Genomic DNA, 18303 nt, shown 5'->3' with positions numbered 1-18303 from the left:
TCGGTTTGCTGCATAAACTGACTGCGCTTTTGGCTATAATCCCAGACTTTACCCATCCTAACCAGAGCGACCATCCCCGACCATGAGACGTACCCTGGACCTGAACGTTTCGGAATCCCAACTTGCCGTCGATGCACTCGCAGAGGCGTCGGGGCTCCCCAAACAGCGGATCAAGGATGCCATGGCCAAGGGTGCCTGCTGGTGGACCCAGAAGGGCAAGCAGGTTCGGTTGCGGAAAGCGAAGCGGGAGTTAAAGCCAGGCACCCGGATTCAACTGTTCTACGATGACCAGGTGCTGGGCCTCAAGCCGGACCAACCTGATCTGCTAGAAGACCTGGGGCGCTACAGCCTCTGGTACAAACCCCACGGCCTGTTAGCCCAGGGCTCACAATGGGGAGATCACTGCAGCCTGCTGCGCCTGGCAGAGGTTGCCCTGAGCAGGCCCTGTTTTCTGGTGCACCGCCTGGACGCCGATGCCGCCGGGCTGATGCTGGTAGCCCACGACAGTAAAGCAGCCGGAGCCCTGTCCCAACTGTTCTCCGGCCGCACCGTCACCAAAACCTACCGAGCGACAGTGACCGGCCAACTGAATGCGGATGACCTTGTCATCGACGCGCCACTCGACGGCAAGGAATCCCTGAGCCGCGTCACCACCCTGGCGATAGATCCCGAGGAAAACACCTCCGACGTACAGGTGCTTATCGAAACCGGGCGCAAACATCAGATTCGCCGGCATCTTGCAGGTATTGGCCACGCCATCGTCGGTGACAAGCTTTACGGCAGCCCCCACCCCTCCGGGCTTTGCCTGAAGGCCGTTCAGCTTCAGTTTGTTTGCCCACTGACCGGGAAAGCAAGAAACTTCAGCACCCCTTCGCAGGATATTAACTAACGCTGTTGGTTACAGCCCCCGCAAAACAATGTCAGCTTTCTATACATATCAGATGCGTCATATCTGGGCTTTTCACCCAGAACCTGAAGAATATCCCGACATCACAGCGCGTTAGGTCTGCGTTAAGCCTTGTGGCACATGCTATGCAAGGTTTACTGATGCCTGCATAGGTGTACCACTCGGGAGTCAGCCGATAAAGCAGTACGGTACGGATGCCCGCCTACAACACTCAGTCTGGATGAGGTAATGATAATGAAACTCAAGCGATTTCTTTCAGGTTTGATACTTTCGGCGGCGGCCGCTATCGCTCCGGTGCATGCCGCTCCAATCCTCAGCGATATTGTCTTTGTCGTTGACGAATCTGGTTCCATGGGAACTGTCCAGGCAAATCTACGGGACAACATCGGGTTGTTTGCCAGCATCCTCACCGGCACCGGGCAAGTCGACGCCCGCTACGGTCTGGTGGGTTACGGTGATAACGCTATTGTGCCGCGGATGGTGACGGACCTGACCGACCCAGCCACGTTTGCCACGGCTGCCCAGGGGCTGAAAATAAACGGCGGTATTGAACCCGGCTACACTGCCACCGCCTTTGCATTGAACGCATTGGATGGCCAGAGTGACCTGTTTTCATTCCGGAGTAATGCCGTCAAGAACATCATCATTCTGACGGATGAACCATCCAATGGTGATACAGCGGCTCGTGGTTCTGTGGGTGGCTCGGCGGTGACCAGTTCTGTGCTCGATGGGCTTCTGACGTCTAATAACGCGCTCTATAACGGGGTTCTTCGAAACACGTCCACTGAGAATTCTTACAGGACCTTGATCGAAGATCATGGCGGAACCGTGTTCAACCTGAACCTGTTCAACACTTCGGATCAAACGATCGTTCAGCAGTTCGTGACCGATTTCGCGAACAAGAAACTGCAGGAAACCCTGGACTTCTGCCAACTGAACCCCACTAACCCGGCCTGCCAGCCGTCCGCATCCGTACCGGAGCCATCTTCCCTGGCGCTGATTGGTCTGGGACTGTTGGGAATCTTTACACGTTATCGCAGGCGTCACGTGGCGCAAGTGGCGGTGTGAGTGCCTGAATAGCCGTGCACCAATGAAAAAAGCCAGCGTTTTGCGCTGGCTTTTTTTGTTCTGATGCTAACCCGGCTTCTACACCTTGTAGAAATCCCGATACCAGTCCACAAAGTTGGCGATGCCCTCTTCCACCGTGGTGTCGGGTTTGTAGCCAACGTCTGTGATCAGGTCATCCACATTGGCGTAGGTTGCCGGCACATCACCCGGCTGCAGTGGCAGCAGATTCTTCTCTGCTTTCTTACCCACACGCTCTTCAATGATTTCAATAAAGCGGGACAGCTCTACCGGGTTGTTACTGCCAATGTTGTAGATGCGGTAAGGGCCTTTGCCGGTGCCAGGGTCTGGCTTCTCGCCAGACCAGTCCGGGTTGGGTTCGGCCACATGGTCCAGGGTGCGAATTACACCTTCAACGATGTCGTCGATGTAGGTGAAATCGCGGCGGTGATGGCCATGGTTGAACACATCAATGGGCTCGCCAGCCAGGATCTTTTTGGTGAAGATAAACAGTGCCATGTCTGGCCGGCCCCACGGGCCGTAAACGGTAAAGAACCGCAGGCCGGTGGTGGGCAGGTTGTACAGGTGGCTGTAGGTGTGGGCCATCAGCTCGTTGGCTTTCTTCGACGCTGCGTACAGGCTGAGCGGGTGGTCAACGTTGTCATGCACTGAGAACGGCATGGTTTCGTTGGCGCCGTATACTGAACTGCTGGAGGCATACACCAGATGTTTCACATCGTTATGGCGACAGCCTTCGAGAATGTTCATGAAGCCAACCACGTTGGCGTCCACGTAGGCGTGGGGGTTTTCAAGGGAGTAACGGACGCCGGCCTGGGCTGCCAGGTGCACTACCCTCTCGGGTTTGTGCTCTCGGAACAAGGCTTCCATGGCGGCACGGTCGGCCACATCCTGGCGAATTTCCGTGAAACCGGGCTTGTTCACCAGCCGGGCCAGGCGCGCCTCTTTCAGGCTTACATCGTAGTAGTCGTTGACGTTGTCGACACCAATGACTTCGTCACCACGATCCAGCAAGCGATGCGCCAGGTGTGAGCCAATGAAACCGGCGGTGCCGGTAACCAGGATTTTCAAGAGTCCATCTCCCTGATCGGTTGGTTATTACTCAGAATCTCAGACCGGCACTGACAAAGGGGCCGCTGAGTTCTATATCCAGGTTGTCGTCGCCATCGTCATAATCGAGAGATATCTGGCGATAGCCTGCCCGCAACTGCAGCAGCGACATTTCATACTGGCCATACACGTTGAAGTCATAGACCGAGTCGCCATCGTAGGAAATGGCGTTGGCGTCGCCACCCACAGACACACCGGTGAAAGGCAGGTCAAAACGAGCGGCTACGTATACCAGGGGTAACACGGCGTCGGCCTTGGTTTCAGAGAACTGGCTGGTGTCGTTCCTGTTCTGAACAAGTAACTCGCCAGAGAAATCCCGAACGGTCAGGCCAAGATCCAGATTCACCCAGTTATCCAGGATTTCGTAGTACAGGGTCACGTCCAGCTGTTCCAGCTCCAGTTCGGAACGAACTGCACCAGAGACACCATCATAACCTGTGTTCAGCTGCCCATTACCACTCTGCTTCGTGCGGGTATAAGCCAGCCGTACATTTGGCAGCACCGGAACCGGGTGTTCGAAATACGCGGTGAGATTGGCGTTGGAATCGCTGCTGAGGTTGAGGTCCCGCTCCAGGTCTACCCGGTCGCTGCCTTTGGAAGCCTTGCCGGAATAGTCCGCATCCCAGTAGCCAACCGTGGCGCCTACGCCCAGGATATCGGCGGAGACCACTGGAGCCGCGACCATCATGGACGCGCCCATTGCCATCATTAATTTACGCATATCACACCCGTTTTTTGTCGGTTTTTTGTATTCAGTCGAACTGGATACCCAGACGACGCCCTACTTCTTCGTAGGTTTCGATCACTTCACCAAGGCCCTGGCGGAAGCGGTCTTTATCCATCTTTTTACGGGTTTCCTTATCCCAGATACGGCAGCCGTCCGGGCTGAATTCATCACCCAATACGATCTGGCCTTCGCTGCGACCAAACTCGAGTTTGTAGTCCACCAGCAACATGCCGGCGTCATCAAACAGGGCTTTGAGTACGTCATTCACCTTGTAGGTGAGTTCTTTCATGCGCGCCAGCTCTTCAGCACTGGCCCAGCCAAAGCTGACCGCCAGCGACTCATTGACCATGGGGTCGTGCAGGGCATCGTTCTTCAGGAACAGCTCGAAAGTGGGCGGGTTCAGTTCCTGGCCCTCTTCCACGCCCAGTCGACGGCACAGGCTGCCGGCCGAGATATTTCGAACCACGCACTCCACCGGAATCATATCGAGCTTTTTCACCAGGGATTCAGTGCCAGACAACAGGCCCTCGAAGTGGGTCGGAATGCCTGCTGCTTCGAGCTTGTCCATGATGAAGGCATTGAACTTGTTGTTCACCATGCCCTTTCGGTTCAGCTGTTCTTTCTTCTCGCCGTCAAAGGCTGAGGTGTCATCCCGGAACACCAGTACAAAACGGTTCGGGTCGTCAGTGCGGAATACCGATTTGGCTTTGCCCGCGTATAGCTCTTCGCGCTTTTCCATTTAGATCTCCAAAATCGGACAGCGGCCTTGCCGGCCGCCCCGAATCAATACAGGTGTTCAAATAGTTGTGTGAGCAGGTCTGACGCGCTGTACTCACCAGTATAGCTGTCCAACCTCTCAGCTGTGACAAACAGGGCGTCTTCACGCTGTTCAATGTTCACGGTATGGGTATGGCGGGGTTCAGCCTTATTGCTGAACCAGGAGAACCAGCCCGGGGTGCGTTCGTCTTCGGTACGGAAGTCCACGTGGAACCAACGCTCACTCCGGTTGAGGTCCTGGATGTCTGCGCCAATCTCCTCAAGGGAACGGTTCACTTCCGCCCAGGTGCGGCCGAAATCTAGCTCAACGCGCACAGCAACCGCCTGGTCATCTTCAGACAGCAGCCTCACCAATGGCTGGGCAACCATGCCGGATGCCGCCCGGGAGAACGACTTGCTGTCTTCACGCTGTTTCATGAATTCACCAAGCTCGGCCAACAGCGCCTCTTTCCTGCTCTGGGCACGGGTGTCGGATTCCTGATCCGACTGCCAGGCAACGAGCCCTTCAGGCGCGTCATCAAGCTCCAGAATCCGTAGCCGGATTTCGGTCGTCTTGCGTCGAATGCCCGGGGCCAGTCGCATCTGCAACAGCACTCGGGGCTCCTGAGCGACCGGGTCATCGGCCAGCCCCAGCATGTCACGGCTGCGCTTGCTGAAGTTGGCCAGTTCACTCTGGAGGATGCCCAACTGGGGGTTATCGTAGGCCACGCCAAGGCCGGCATCGTTCATCCAGGCACTGGCAACCGGCCACAGGCGGCCGGGCACTTCATTGACCAGAAGCCAGACACGACCATCCAGTTCCTCGATCACGTAGTTCTGATCCAGAATTTCCGAGGTCATGTCCGGTGGGCGCGGGATGGAAGACGGAAACAGCCGGCGTGAATCATCCTTATTGATGCTCCGAACCGGCATGATCTGGCTCAGCCTGGAATCGTCTGCACCCTCGGGCACGTTGATTGGCTCGCCTTCCGGCGCGTGAACGTATCGCTGGGAGCGATCTTCCAGGATGCCACACCCAACCAGGGTGCTGGCCAACAGGAGCCCGGCTAACGGCCGGAACAGGAATGTCTTGGTGTTACGGGCTCTTCCAGGAACCTGCATCGAGTTACTCCGGTAAAACGGGAATCGGTTGGCCTCAGAGAACACCTGAGGCCTTAAGTGCGTCTTCCACCTCGGCGTGGAACTTCTCGCTCAGCGGCGTCAGCGGCAGGCGAATGCCCTCACCGATCATCCCCATGCGATGCAGTGCCCATTTAACCGGAATCGGGTTGGCTTCCAGGAACAGCTTGCGGTTCAGCGGCATGAGCAGGTCATTCAAACGACGTGCCTCGGCTTCGTCACCTTTGATCGCCGCCTCACACAACTGTGACATGGCTTTAGGTGCCACGTTGGCAGTGACAGACACATTGCCCTTGGCGCCGGCCAGCATCAGGTCTGCTGCGGTGGCGTCGTCGCCGGAGTAGACCGCCAGGCGGCCATCCAGGGCTTCGATCAGCTCGGCACCGCGGGGAATGTTGCCGGTAGCGTCTTTGATGGCAACGATATTGGGGATATCCGCCAGGCGCAGTACGGTTTCATTCAGCATGTCGCACGCTGTGCGGCCAGGCACGTTGTAAAGCATCTGACTCATGCCCGGCACGGCCTCGGCAATGGCTTTGAAGTGCTGATAGAGACCTTCCTGGGTTGGCTTGTTGTAATAAGGCACCACCAACAGACAGGCATCGGCCCCCAGCTTATGGGCTTCGGACGTCAGCTCAATGGCTTCCCGAGTACTGTTACCACCGGTGCCGGCGATAACAGGAATCCGGCCATCGACCCGTTTTATGATGTGGCCGATAACCCGACAATGCTCCTCCGGGTCCAGCGTTGCGGATTCGCCGGTGGTACCCACAGCAACGATGCCGTGGGTGCCGTTTTCAATATGAAAGTCCACCAGCTTGTCCAGATCCTCCCAGTGAATGTCACCGTTTGGATGCATGGGCGTGACCAGTGCGACAAGGCTACCCGTAATCATAAAAACTCCGTCCGAATAAAAGCGATATGGTAATGTTGGGCTCGAACTGACACAAGGGAATTAAAGGAGATGTCATGTCATCCGTAGCATTAAACCAACCCGTGCCCGATTTCGAAGTCGAGGCGACCGACGACCAGATTATCAGACTGGCCGACCTCCGGGGTAAAAACGTCGTCATCTACTTCTACCCGAAGGACAACACACCCGGATGTACCACCGAAGGCCAGGATTTCCGGGACAGGATGCCTCAGTTCAGCGAGCTTGATACCGAAATCTTTGGTGTATCCAGAGACGGGCTCAAGGCTCACGCCAATTTCCGGAGTAAGCATCAGTTTCCGTTCCACCTGATCTCGGACAAAGACGAGGCCCTGTGCAAGCTGTTTGATGTGATCAAACTGAAAAAACTGTACGGCAAGGAACACCTGGGCATCGAGCGTAGTACCTTCCTGATCGACAAGGACGGCAACCTGAAACGGGAGTGGCGTGGCGTTAAAGTAAACGGCCACGCCGACGAGGTCCTGGAAGCCGTCAAGGCACTCTGACCTACTCTGATACCGCCGGTGAGGGCTCGGATTCCTTCACCGGCCAGGCAGCAAACACCGCCTTGAGCATGGTGGCCAGCGGAATCGCAAAGAACACGCCCCACAGCCCCCAGATACCCCCGAAGAACAGAACCGCCACGATAATGGCAACCGGGTGCAGATTATTCACCTCAGAAAACAGGATAGGCACCAACACGTTGCCATCCAGCGCCTGAATGATGCCATATACCACCATCACCCAGATGAAGTGGGAACTCCAGCCGAACGCAAACAGAGCGATCACCGCGACCGGAATGGTGACCACGGCAGCGCCGATATAGGGAATCACCACGCTCAAGCCCACCAGCAGCGACAGCAGCGCCGCATAGGGCATGCCCAGGAGTTTGAAAGCGGCGTAAGTGACCACGCCAACGATCAGAATCTCAACCGCCTTGCCACGGACGTAATTGGCGCACTGCAGGTTCACCTCCTGCCAGATGCGAATCATCATCGGACGTTGGGGAGGCAGCATCCGGCCAATGGAAGCGACCAGTACACGTCGGTCTTTCATGAAAAAGAACACCAGAATCGGCACCAGGACCATGTAGATCAGCAGCGCTACCAGGTCTGGAATGCTTGATAGAGAGAACGAGACCAGTACCTGGGTCATATGAGCGACTTCTGCCGATACCTGGCGGTATATGGTGTCTACTGCCTCCATGGAAATCAGATGAGGATATTCCTCCGGCAGGAGCTCAAGGTAAGACTGAAGCTCGCGAATGATTCGAGGTGCTTCACCGGCAAGGTTACTGACCTGCGTCCAGATCAGTGGCAACAGCCCGAAAATAAACCCGACCAGAACACCGAGGAACACCACAAACACGCTGATGATCGCCACCAGTTCGGGTACACCCATCTTGTGCAGCTTGGCAACCAGGCCCTGAAGGATAAACGCGATAATCAATGACGCGATCGCCGGAGCCAGCATGGCGCCGAACAGAATGACAAAAACCGTACCGGTAACCAGAAGCAGAAACAGAATCACTGCTTCTTCATCAGAAAAATACTTGTGGGCTAGACCGCGCAGAATTCTGACCATGAACAACTCCGGAAGATTAACCGCCGCACTTTATCACGAAACGGAATTCGCCGTGATGCTCTGACTGGCTGACCAAAGTATGAGAAGACATTCCAAGCCAGGCCGGGATATCCCGGGCAGAACCCGAATCCGTTGCAATCACTTCAAGCTCTTGCCCGGCATTCATGGCGTTGAGTTCCAGCTTGGTTTTGAGAAGTGGCATCGGGCAACGCAGCCCGGAGGCATCCAGAATTCGATCAGCCATGTTAAGCGAACACCATTACCATTTATCCAATAATCGAGCAGGCATTATGCCGGGGGTGTTACCCTATTGCATCTCAAGTCTTCGTAATACAGATACGAACTTTCCGGGCTATGCTGATGTCAAAGTGGCAAATCCCCACGGGTGTGACTGAAATCCATGAATCGAACTGATCGCCAGAATCCTGTCTGCCGTTTACTGACCACGTTTGCTCTGGCACTCCCCCTGCTGCTCTCCGGCGGGTTCAGCCATGCCCAGGAATCCAGCCTGCCCAGTATAGGCGGCAGCGCTGGCCTCATTTCCGGCCAGCAGGAAGCGGAAATCGGCCAGCAGGTGATGGCGTCTATCCGGCGTTCCGCACCCCAGATACAAGACCCGCTGGTATACGACTACCTGCACGCCATTACCTACAAACTGGTGCCCTCTGCCCCGCTGGATAACCGGGAACTGAAGCTGGTTCTGATCGACAGCCCTGCCCTTAACGCCTTCGCTGTCCCGGGCGGTATCGTGGGCGTTAATGGTGGACTGTTCCTCAATGCCGCAACGGAACAACAGTTTGCCTCAGTCATGGCCCACGAACTGGCGCATTTGAGCCAACGTCACTTTGCCCGCCGCATGGAGCAACAGGAAACCAGCGCACCGCTGACACTGGCCGGGATGATCGCCGGTATCGTGCTGTCCGCGGTTACCCAATCCGATATTGGCATTGCCGCCATCGCCGGCACCCAGGCCCTGTCAATCCAGAACATGCTGGCCTACAGCCGGGCCCATGAACAGGAGGCCGACCGGGTGGGCATGGAGATTCTGGCCAACGCCGGCCTCGATCCGCGCGGCATGCCGGAAATGTTCGAAATCATGATGAGACAGAACCGGTTACAGGGAAATCAGATGCCCGAGTACCTGTCGACCCACCCATTAACCCAGAACCGGGTCGCCGACAGCCGTAACCGGGCGGAACAGTATCCCGACGAACGCATCCGGGATGGCCAGGAATATCACCTGGTTCGTAGCCGCCTGCAGGTGCGTTACGCCTCGTCAGCGCAACTGGCAGTCGAGACGTTCGAGGATTACCTGGCAAGGGATGACGCCAAACGCAACGACGCCATTCGCTACGGGCTGGCTGTGGCCTATCAGCGCAACCAGCAATACGACAAGGCCGAGCGCATACTGCGGGAACTTCTGGACGGCAGCCCGGGCAGAATCACCTTTCAGGTGACCCTGGCCGACGTGATGCTGGACCAGAAACGTTATGAAGACGCACGGACATTGCTGCGGCAGGCATTGGCCAGAAACCCACGCAACTACCCCATCACCTGGACACTCGCCGAAATCGAGATTGCCGACGGCAATGGGGATACCGCCGCCGGCTTGCTGCGGGACCTGGCCCGGCGCCTGCCGGAACGGGAGCAGATCTGGTTACGACTGGCCGAAGCCGAGGGAATGGCCAGGAATATCGTGGGTGTGCACCGCGCACGGGCAGAATACTATGCCTTGATGGGGGACTTGCAATCCGCCCAACGTCAGCTGCGCCAGGCCCAGGAAAAGCTGCCCGCCGGGTCTGCCGAACGGCAGGTGGTCAACGAACGCCTGAACGACATTACTGACAGACTGCAAGCCCGGAGAGGCTAACGGGGATGGTCAGGCGTTTCCGGCAGCTTTCAGGTTCATGTTGGCGGTGAAATCCAGCATCCGGCGCAGCGGGCGCAATGCGTCTTCACGCAGGGTCGGGTCAACCAGCACTTCCTGATCGCCCCGCTCCAATACCGCAAGCAGGTTCTCAAGGCCGTTCATAGCCATCCAGGGGCAGTGGGCACAACTGCGACAGGTGGCGCCATTACCCGCCGTTGGCGCTTCAATCAGCGTCTTGTTGGGCGCCAGTTGCTGCATCTTGTAGAAAATACCGTTATCCGTGGCCACGATGAATTCTTCATTGGGCAGCGTCTGGACCGCGTGAATCAACTGAGAGGTTGAACCGACCACATCAGCCATCTCCACCACCGCGTCGGGAGATTCCGGATGCACCAGTACAGCTGCCTCGGGATAAAGCGCCTTGAGATCTTCCAGGCCCCGATGCTTGAACTCTTCATGCACGATACAGGAGCCATCCCACAACAACACATCAGCGCCCGTTGTTTTCTGCACGTAGTGGCCCAGGTGTTTGTCCGGCGCCCACAGGATCTTCTCCCCTCTGGCATCCAGATGCTCAACAATGGCCTGGGCGCAGCTGGAGGTCACCACCCAGTCCGCCCTCGCCTTTACGGCCGCAGAAGTGTTTGCGTACACCACCACCGTCCGGTCCGGATGTTGATCGCAGAAAGCGGAAAACTCATCCGCGGGACAGCCAATATCGAGGGAGCAGGTAGCCTCCAGCGTGGGCATCAGCACCCGCTTCTCGGGATTCAGAATCTTGGCGGTTTCACCCATGAAACGGACACCAGCCACCACCACCGTAGACGCAGGATGCTGGTTACCAAACCGTGCCATTTCCAGGGAATCGGCAACACAGCCGCCGGTTTCCTCGGCAAGACGCTGGATATCCGGATCTGTGTAGTAATGGGCCACGAGCACAGCATCCTTCTCTTTGAGGGCTGCCTTGATGCGTGCCTCAAGCTCAGCTTTCTCGCTGGCACTCAGGGCCTTTGGCTCCGCTTCGTGTGCCAGATGTTCCTGAACAAGGATACGGTCTTGCGCTCGTGTCATTTCTGGATCTCTGAAGTTACTGTTACCGCGAGAGTATATCACTTCCGGGCGTGTTTTCATGGGGCTGTAACATAGCCTCCCGGGCACCCGGAAAATGAGTACGCCCATGCTGACTAGATGGGTTCGTGAAGCCAAAAAAAAAGAGCCCTGGGGGCTCTTCTTTCCACAAAACCCGTTACCGGGCTTTGTTATTTGGTGGGTCGTGAAGGATTCGAACCTTCGACCAATTGGTTAAAAGCCAACTGCTCTACCAACTGAGCTAACGACCCATAACTGGTTGCCGGCCACGCTTCCGGCGAATACTGGCGCTCAGGACCAATACCCTGAATTTGGTGGGTCGTGAAGGATTCGAACCTTCGACCAATTGGTTAAAAGCCAACTGCTCTACCAACTGAGCTAACGACCCAAACGAGGCGCACATATTACTGATATTTTTTTGCTGATCAACCCCTTTTTACGGGATTTCCCAACTTTTTTCCGAGACAGATCAACAAGCAGACAACCGGATTAATCCGTGAACAAAGTCACGCCTTCTCGAGGTATTTCCGGGCCAGATCCGCAGCACCCGTATTGGGATAATTATCCACAACGCTCTGCATGCGACGTTTCGCTTCGTCTTTTTCGCCCATTCGATCAAGCGTCATACCGAGCTTGTAGACCGCGTCTGGCGCTTTTCGGTGATCACTGAAACGGGTAGCGACAATGGTAAAGGCCTGCTTGGCCTGCTCCAGACGGGGTTCCGCCAGGTACACCTCACCCAGCCAATAATAGGCATTGACGGTAAGGTCCCCTTCCGGATATTCATCGATAAACTCGTACAGCCGACTGATAGCGGTATCAAAGTCTTTCTTGTTCCGGATCAGATCAATGATGTCGTTATAGGTTTTCTGCTCATCCGCACCGGGGGATCGGTAAACCCTGGCCGGCGTTAGCTGGCCACCCTGACCGGATTCGGCTGCACGGCTTGATTCCCGGGTGTCTTCGGCCTTGCGCTCAACAGCCTTGGACAGGTCCAGTATCCGCTGGTCCAGATCCACGTACCGATCCCGGCTTTGCTGTTGCAGGCGGCTGATCTGATGCTTCTGTTCTTCCACCTGCCCTTGCAGCCTGCGCACATCGCTCTGGAGTTGCTGGATCATGTAGAAGAGTTCAGCCGTAGCCTGATTGTTGCCCGACTTGCGCTGGGCTTCAGACTCATTGTTCTGGAACGCGGGTGCAGACGACTGTGCCTGACTGACTCCCGCCAGGCCAAGGCCCAGCGGGAGCAGCACTGTCGCCATGAGCAATTTTCTCATGGGACCTTCCGATCAGTGACTTCGATTACTTGAACACCAGCTCAACGCGACGGTTCTGCGCCCAGGCACTCTCGGACGAACCGCGAACAGCTGGCTTCTCTTCACCATAGCTTACGGTTTCGATCTGGCCACGGGAAGCACCGTTAACAATCAGGAAACGCTGAACTGCATTGGCACGACGCTCACCCAGGGCAAGGTTGTATTCCTTGGTGCCGCGCTCATCGGCATGCCCTTCAAGACGCACGTTCTGGCGTGGATTGTTGGCCAGGAACTGGGCGTGGGCAACCAGAACATCGCGGGCCTCCTGCTTGATCTCGGAGGTATCGAAATCGAAGTAGAACGTAGTGATGTTACGCAATGCTTCCTGCTCAGCCTGCTCGCGCGCGGCCTGACGCTCTTCTTCACTCAGACGAGAGGAAGAGACGCCATCACCATCGGCGCCGCCATAAACGGTGGAACCGCCGTCCTGATCAATGGCGGCCACATCGGAGCCATAAGCACCGTCTTCCATAGTATCGCCGGTGGAGCTACAACCGGCCACCAGGCCCACGGACAACAACATCGCAAACGCTTTGGTCTGTACTGACAGTTTCATGTGTGCACTTCCTTATCGTGATTGGTTTATTGGACAACAACGTGTTCAGCGAACGATAGGGCCCCAGGCGGGCTCACGGACATCACCGTCTGACGCCGGCAGGCTGTACGCCGCCCCGCCATTTGCCGAGACAACCGTGAGCACGCCGGTACCGTTTTGCTGTGTGGCATAAATCAACAAGCGTCCGTTTGGTGAAACGCTCGGCGATTCATCCGATTCGGTTCGGGTAATGACAGATTCCTCCCCGTTTTTCAGATTCGTGCGGGCGATATGGAACGCCCTTTCCCTTTGATGCACGTAATACACATATTCACCTTTGGCATCCGGTCTTGGGCGGGCGTTGTATCGGCTGCCAAAGGTAATTCGCCTTGGTTCGGCACCCGCTCGATCCATGTGGTAGATCTGGGGGCCACCTGAACGATCCGACGTGAAATAGATTCCCCGGCCGGTGTGATCCCAGGCACCCTCGGTGTCGATGGCCCAATGGTTAGTCATCCGGGTCAGGTTACCGGAGGCGATATCAAGCCGGTAGATCTCCGCGTTACCGTCTTTGGACAGGGTCAGCAGCATGGATTTGCCATCCGGTGACCAGGCGGGTGCCGAGTTCAGACCAGGAAAATCCGCCACCTTCTTGCGGTTTCCACTGGCCAGTTCATGGACAAACACCACAGGCTTGCCGGTTTCAAAAGACACATAGGCCAGCTGCTTGCCGTCCGGAGACCAGGCGGGAGACAGAATGGGCTCGCGGCTTTCAAGGCGGATTCTTGAGCGCTTTCCGTCCACATCGCTTACGTGCAAACGATAGCGGGCGTTATCGCCGTCTCCGGTCACCGTGACATAGGCGAGCTTGGTCGAGAACACGCCAGGATCACCGGTAATGGCCTCGTACACCCGGTCACTGATGTGATGGGCGAGGGTCCGAACATTGCTGGCCGAGGCGCCGGCGGTTTCTCCGAGGATGCGCTCTTCCCGGTTTACATCAAACAATTCGTATCTGGCTTCGATACGGTCACCTGAACGGGTCAGTTGCCCCACCAGAACGTAGCGTTGCCCCAGCAGGCGCCAGTCCCGGAAATACACCTCCGAGCGCTGCGAAGGCAGGCTAAGCATTCGGGAGGGCTCAAGCGGGCGAAATTCGCCGCTCATGGTCAGATCTGACTGCACAATACTGCTTACCTTGTCGCCAGCAGGCATGGCACCGCTTTCAGCAAATGGCACCACCGCGATGGGGATGGCGGAATCCGCACCTTCAGTGATGCGGATGAGCAGCTCTGCCCTCGCCTGACTGGCAAGCAGCATGAGAACAACCAGTGCTGCCAGCGCCGTGGTAAAGGGAAATCCCTGACGATAGGAGTCATGTGCGTTCAATGTCATAGGCCTCACCGCAACCGTTGCGGATTGAATTCAATAGTAAACTGACGGAAATAACGCTCAAACGTATCCCGATCTGACGGAATCGGGTACCGGCTCAAAGACCGGACGGCACCCAACGCCGAGTTATCAAATGCTGTATTCCCGCTACTGCTGACCAGCCGGGCGTTAACCAGTTCCCCGGTCGGCAGCAGGGTAATCTGAACCCTGGCCGTCATATCTTCCGTCGCCGATGACGGCGGGTACCAGGCCTGGCTCAAACGCTCACGTATAAGTGCCTGGTACTTTTCGCTTTCCGACAGCATCTGCGCTTCACGTGCTCGAGCAGCAGCGGCCTCCTGTTGGCGCCGGGCTTCCGCCTCCCTCTCTCGGCGGGATTCGTCAGCGAGGGCTTCGAGTTGCTGCTCTCTTAATCTGCGCTCGGCTTCCTGGCGTTTACGTTCCGCTTCCTGCCGGGCAGCTTCTTCCTGCCGCTTGCGTTCGGCCTCTTCCTGCCGACGACGCTCTTCCTGGCGACGTTTCTCTTCCTCGGCTTTGCGCTTTGCCTCTTCCTGCCGCTTGCGTTCTTCTTCAGCACGTTGGCGCTCACGCTCTTTGGCCTCTGCCTCCGCTTTCTGTCGCGCAGCCTCTTGTTCCCGCGCCTGCTGCTCGGCCCGTTCACGAGCCTGCGCTTCCTGGCGCTTGCGCTCTTCCTCCCGCTGCCGCGCCTGTTCCTGAGCCTGCCGTTCTGCTTCCCGCCGGGCCTGCTCTTCCTGCTGACGGCGGCGTTCTGCTTCCTGCTGCTGGCGCTCACGCTCCTGTTGCTGACGGCGCTCCTGTTCGCGATCCCGCTGATCCTGCTCATCCACCACCGGGCTCGGCCGGGGTTCCGGGCTGACCAGCCGCGCAGAAATGGTTCTGGGCTCCGGCTCAGATATCGGCGATGTCCAGGACCAGCCCGCCAGCGCAATCCCGACAATCAACAGGTGTAATGCCACAGACATTACCACTGGCGATTTCAGGGGCGCCGTATCGGTACTGATGGTTTCCCGCTCGTGACCCTTCACAACAATAATGCCACTCTGTTAAGGCCTTTCCTGAGGTGCGTCGGTTATCAGGCCAACCCCGGTTGCGCCAGCGGCCTGCAGCTCAGCCATCAGCCGCACAACCACGCCGTACTCCACGAACTCGTCACCACGCACCAGCACTTCGCCATTGGTACGCTGTGACAGGATGTTGGCCACCTGCTCACGCACCTCGGCCAGCGTCATCGGGTCGCTGCTTCGGTCGCCGATATCCATGTAATAGGCACCGTTGGCGTCTACCGACACGGTAATGGATTCAACGTCCTTGTCTTGCTGGATCGGGTCTGATGTGGTCTGGGGCAAATCCACCTTTACACCCTGGGTCAACATCGGAGCCGTCACCATGAAAATGATCAGCAGTACCAGCATCACGTCGATGTAGGGCACCACGTTGATTTCCGACATCGGCTTGCGTTTTTGCTGGGGCATCAAGCCCATACCTTTCATGCCGCTCATGCCGCTCTCCTCCCTTTATCGACGTGTGCCATCAGGCAGCCTGGTCACTGTTGTGGACACGGCGATGCAGAATGCTCGAAAACTCCTCGGCAAAGGTTTCATAGTTCTTCAGCAACGCATCCGACATGGCAGAGAAACGGTTGTAGGCAATAACCGCCGGGATCGCTGCAAACAGACCCATGGCGGTTGCGATCAATGCTTCCGAGATACCCGGAGCCACCGTGGCAAGCGTTGCCTGCTGCACCTGGGCAAGCCCCCGGAAGGAATTCATGATGCCCCACACGGTACCGAACAACCCCACATATGGACTGGTTGAACCCACAGTTGCCAGGAACGGAAGATGGGTCTCCAGGCGCTCCTGCTCACGGGAAAAAGCCACCCGCATAGCACGCTGAGTGCCTTCCATGACGGCGTCGGCATCGCGACTTTGCTGACGCAGGCGGGAAAACTCCTTGAAGCCGGCCCGGAATACAGATTCCATGCCGGAAAACGGCGTCGGGTCTGCATTCACCTCTTTGTAGAGCTGCCCCAGATCCATGCCGGACCAAAACCGTTCTTCAAAGGCCAGCTGCGCCTGCTTCGCTTTCCGGAACACCTGAATGCGTTGAAAAATCAAAGCCCAGGACACCACCGATGCCAACACCAGCAACAGCATGACCAACTGCACCAAAACCCCGGCATTGGCAATCAGATACCAGACTGAAAGTTCCGCTTCCACTGTGCACTCCCAACTATGTTTGTAGGCTTTTCAATAAACTAAATGGATTTCTTCAGAATTTCTTGCATGTTTTCAGGCAGCCTCTTGGGCTTGCCGGTATCCAGTGCGATGCAGGCCACCCGCACATCGGCCTCGCACAACAACTGCTGGTCTGCCGCTCGCAGCACCTGCTGCCGAAAGTTCATCCAAACCCGGGATGAGGCCGTGGGCTCTGCAGTAACCAGCAGTTGGTCGTCCAGTTTGGCCGGCACTTTATAGTGCAGATTCATGCGCTGAACCACGTAACTTATGTTGTCTTCCAGGCCGGCCCTCAAGCCAACACCGTGGCTACGCACCCACTCGGTTCTGGCCCGTTCCATGTAGTGAAGATACTTGGCATGGAAGACGATACCACCAGCGTCTGTATCTTCTATATACACCCGGATAGGTAATTCAAAGCGCTCTTTCGTACCGTTTTCAGTCAAAGAGGTCATCCTCAGCACCGGATTTCGGGGCCACCACACCAAAATGGCGGTAGGCGCTGGAGGTTACCATCCGCCCACGGGGCGTTCGTACCATAAAGCCCTGCTGAATCAGGAACGGCTCCAGCACGTCCTCGATGGTCCCCCGCTCCTCGCTAATGGCCGCAGCCAGGCTTTCCACACCCACCGGCCCCCCATCAAACTTTTCGATCATGGCCAGCAACAGGCGGCGGTCCATGTGGTCAAAGCCCTGGTCGTCCACTTTCAACATGTTCAGAGCCTGGTCGGCAATGTCGGCAGTTATGTGGCCATCTGAGCGAACCTCGGCAAAATCCCTCACCCGCCGCAGCAGGCGGTTGGCAATTCGTGGTGTGCCCCGGGAACGGCGGGCTATCTCGAACGCCCCCTGTTCATCGATGGTCACCGAAGACAACCGTGCCGACCGTAGAATGATGTGCGTGAGGTCCTGGGTGTTGTAGAACTCCAGACGCTGAACAATGCCAAAGCGGTCCCGCAGTGGCGATGTCAGCAAACCGGCCCTGGTTGTGGCACCCACCAGGGTGAATGGGGGCAAATCCAGCTTGATGGATCGCGCCGCCGGCCCTTCGCCGATCATGATATCCAGCTGATAATCTTCCATCGCCGGATACAATACTTCTTCAACCGCAGCGCTCAGGCGATGAATCTCATCGATAAAGAGCACATCGCCTTCTTCGAGATTGGTCAGCATGGCGGCCAGGTCGCCGGCTTTTTCCAGTACCGGGCCAGAGGTGGTCTTGATCGACACCCCCATCTCGTTGGCAATAATGTTTGCCAAGGTGGTTTTACCAAGTCCCGGCGGGCCGAAGATCAGCACGTGGTCCAGCGCTTCCTGGCGGCCCCGGGCAGCAGAGATGAAAATTTCCATCTGCTCACGAACCGTCGGCTGACCCACATACTCAGACAGCAACGTCGGGCGAATGGCCCGATCATGCACTTCCTCGTATTCACCGGCCTTTGCCGAGATCAGTCGGTCAGATTCAATCATGGCATTATCCGCTTGCTGGGAATAAACAACGTGCCCACAGGTTTGGCCTGACGTTCAAGTTGCCCCAATTGTACAAAGGGCATGGTTGGAGTCACGTTACGCTCTATACACATTGGTGTCATGGGGCGACACATAAA

20 protein-coding genes and 2 tRNA genes are annotated in these 18303 nt (G+C 56.9%); 4 read left to right on the top strand and 18 right to left on the bottom strand.

The window, feature by feature from the left end:
* The first annotated feature begins 82 nt into the window (after nt 1-82).
* A complete protein-coding gene (locus C7H10_RS15795) occupies nt 83-889 on the top strand; it encodes an RluA family pseudouridine synthase (protein ID WP_106695606.1) in 807 nt (268 codons plus the stop codon).
* Between the two features lie 252 nt (nt 890-1141).
* Nucleotides 1142-1975: a vWA domain-containing protein gene (locus C7H10_RS19255; protein ID WP_208622844.1), complete on the top strand. Its 834-nt coding sequence runs from the start codon at nt 1142-1144 to the stop codon at nt 1973-1975.
* Nucleotides 1976-2053: 78 nt separating this feature from the next.
* Here C7H10_RS19255 and C7H10_RS15785 read toward each other — a convergent pair whose 3' ends face one another.
* Genes C7H10_RS15785 through dapA form a run of 5 tightly spaced genes read right to left on the bottom strand, consistent with a single transcriptional unit; the run spans nt 2054 to nt 6618 of the window.
* Complete coding sequence (locus tag C7H10_RS15785; protein ID WP_106695605.1) at nt 2054-3061, bottom strand: NAD-dependent epimerase; 1008 nt, start codon at nt 3059-3061, stop codon at nt 2054-2056.
* 31 nt (nt 3062-3092) lie between these two features.
* Nucleotides 3093-3821, bottom strand: coding sequence for a TIGR04219 family outer membrane beta-barrel protein (locus tag C7H10_RS15780; RefSeq protein ID WP_106695604.1), 729 nt, complete (start codon nt 3819-3821; stop codon nt 3093-3095).
* A 31-nt stretch (nt 3822-3852) separates the two neighbouring features.
* On the bottom strand, nt 3853-4566 hold the full coding sequence (gene purC, locus C7H10_RS15775) for a phosphoribosylaminoimidazolesuccinocarboxamide synthase (RefSeq protein WP_106695603.1): 714 nt from the start codon (nt 4564-4566) through the stop codon (nt 3853-3855).
* A gap of 44 nt (nt 4567-4610) precedes the next feature.
* Nucleotides 4611-5705, bottom strand: coding sequence for an outer membrane protein assembly factor BamC (gene bamC, locus C7H10_RS15770; RefSeq protein WP_106695602.1), 1095 nt, complete (start codon nt 5703-5705; stop codon nt 4611-4613).
* Between the two features lie 34 nt (nt 5706-5739).
* Nucleotides 5740-6618, bottom strand: a complete 879-nt coding sequence (gene dapA, locus C7H10_RS15765; protein WP_106695601.1) for a 4-hydroxy-tetrahydrodipicolinate synthase — start codon at nt 6616-6618, stop codon at nt 5740-5742.
* A 74-nt stretch (nt 6619-6692) separates the two neighbouring features.
* On the opposite strand from dapA, the gene C7H10_RS15760 reads away from it, so the two are divergent.
* Entirely contained in the window at nt 6693-7160 is a 468-nt protein-coding gene (locus C7H10_RS15760) for a peroxiredoxin (protein ID WP_106695600.1), read from the top strand.
* Between the two features lies 1 nt (nt 7161).
* Here C7H10_RS15760 and C7H10_RS15755 read toward each other — a convergent pair whose 3' ends face one another.
* The gene (locus tag C7H10_RS15755; RefSeq protein WP_106695599.1) at nt 7162-8238 is read right to left on the bottom strand and encodes an AI-2E family transporter; all 1077 of its coding nucleotides are present in this window, start codon (nt 8236-8238) and stop codon (nt 7162-7164) included.
* 16 nt (nt 8239-8254) lie between these two features.
* Nucleotides 8255-8482, bottom strand: coding sequence for a sulfurtransferase TusA family protein (locus C7H10_RS15750; protein WP_058089598.1), 228 nt, complete (start codon nt 8480-8482; stop codon nt 8255-8257).
* A 156-nt stretch (nt 8483-8638) separates the two neighbouring features.
* Here C7H10_RS15750 and C7H10_RS15745 point away from each other — a divergent pair, with 156 nt between their 5' ends.
* Nucleotides 8639-10108 (top strand): M48 family metalloprotease, encoded by a 1470-nt coding sequence (locus C7H10_RS15745; RefSeq protein WP_061331030.1) that lies wholly within the window; start codon nt 8639-8641, stop codon nt 10106-10108.
* Nucleotides 10109-10117: 9 nt separating this feature from the next.
* Here C7H10_RS15745 and nadA read toward each other — a convergent pair whose 3' ends face one another.
* From nadA to ruvB, 11 genes are all read right to left on the bottom strand, one after another.
* Nucleotides 10118-11179 carry a quinolinate synthase NadA gene (gene nadA, locus C7H10_RS15740; RefSeq protein WP_106696024.1) on the bottom strand — a complete coding sequence of 354 codons (1062 nt, stop codon included), beginning with the start codon at nt 11177-11179 and terminating at the stop codon, nt 10118-10120.
* A gap of 193 nt (nt 11180-11372) precedes the next feature.
* A tRNA-Lys gene (locus C7H10_RS15735) sits at nt 11373-11448 on the bottom strand.
* 61 nt (nt 11449-11509) lie between these two features.
* Nucleotides 11510-11585 (bottom strand) — tRNA-Lys (locus C7H10_RS15730).
* A 118-nt stretch (nt 11586-11703) separates the two neighbouring features.
* A complete protein-coding gene (ybgF, locus tag C7H10_RS15725) occupies nt 11704-12474 on the bottom strand; it encodes a tol-pal system protein YbgF (RefSeq protein WP_106695598.1) in 771 nt (256 codons plus the stop codon).
* A 25-nt stretch (nt 12475-12499) separates the two neighbouring features.
* Entirely contained in the window at nt 12500-13069 is a 570-nt protein-coding gene (pal, locus tag C7H10_RS15720) for a peptidoglycan-associated lipoprotein Pal (RefSeq protein WP_106695597.1), read from the bottom strand.
* A 45-nt stretch (nt 13070-13114) separates the two neighbouring features.
* Nucleotides 13115-14443 carry a Tol-Pal system beta propeller repeat protein TolB gene (tolB, locus tag C7H10_RS15715; protein WP_106695596.1) on the bottom strand — a complete coding sequence of 443 codons (1329 nt, stop codon included), beginning with the start codon at nt 14441-14443 and terminating at the stop codon, nt 13115-13117.
* A 5-nt stretch (nt 14444-14448) separates the two neighbouring features.
* Nucleotides 14449-15429, bottom strand: coding sequence for a cell envelope integrity protein TolA (gene tolA, locus C7H10_RS15710; RefSeq protein WP_106696023.1), 981 nt, complete (start codon nt 15427-15429; stop codon nt 14449-14451).
* A gap of 75 nt (nt 15430-15504) precedes the next feature.
* The gene (gene tolR / locus C7H10_RS15705; protein WP_058089873.1) at nt 15505-15951 is read right to left on the bottom strand and encodes a protein TolR; all 447 of its coding nucleotides are present in this window, start codon (nt 15949-15951) and stop codon (nt 15505-15507) included.
* A 40-nt stretch (nt 15952-15991) separates the two neighbouring features.
* The gene (gene tolQ, locus C7H10_RS15700) at nt 15992-16678 is read right to left on the bottom strand and encodes a protein TolQ (RefSeq protein ID WP_058089593.1); all 687 of its coding nucleotides are present in this window, start codon (nt 16676-16678) and stop codon (nt 15992-15994) included.
* 38 nt (nt 16679-16716) lie between these two features.
* Nucleotides 16717-17151, bottom strand: a complete 435-nt coding sequence (gene ybgC, locus C7H10_RS15695) for a tol-pal system-associated acyl-CoA thioesterase (RefSeq protein WP_106695595.1) — start codon at nt 17149-17151, stop codon at nt 16717-16719.
* Nucleotides 17135-18166, bottom strand: coding sequence for a Holliday junction branch migration DNA helicase RuvB (ruvB, locus tag C7H10_RS15690; protein ID WP_106695594.1), 1032 nt, complete (start codon nt 18164-18166; stop codon nt 17135-17137). The genes ybgC and ruvB overlap by 17 nt, the downstream gene beginning before the upstream one ends.
* Between the last annotated feature and the right edge of the window lie 137 nt (nt 18167-18303).

The organism is Marinobacter shengliensis, from assembly GCF_003007715.1.
Lineage (GTDB): Bacteria > Pseudomonadota > Gammaproteobacteria > Pseudomonadales > Oleiphilaceae > Marinobacter > Marinobacter shengliensis.
Note: the sequence above shows the minus strand (reverse complement) of the source record. Positions and strands in the feature narration are given on the sequence as shown.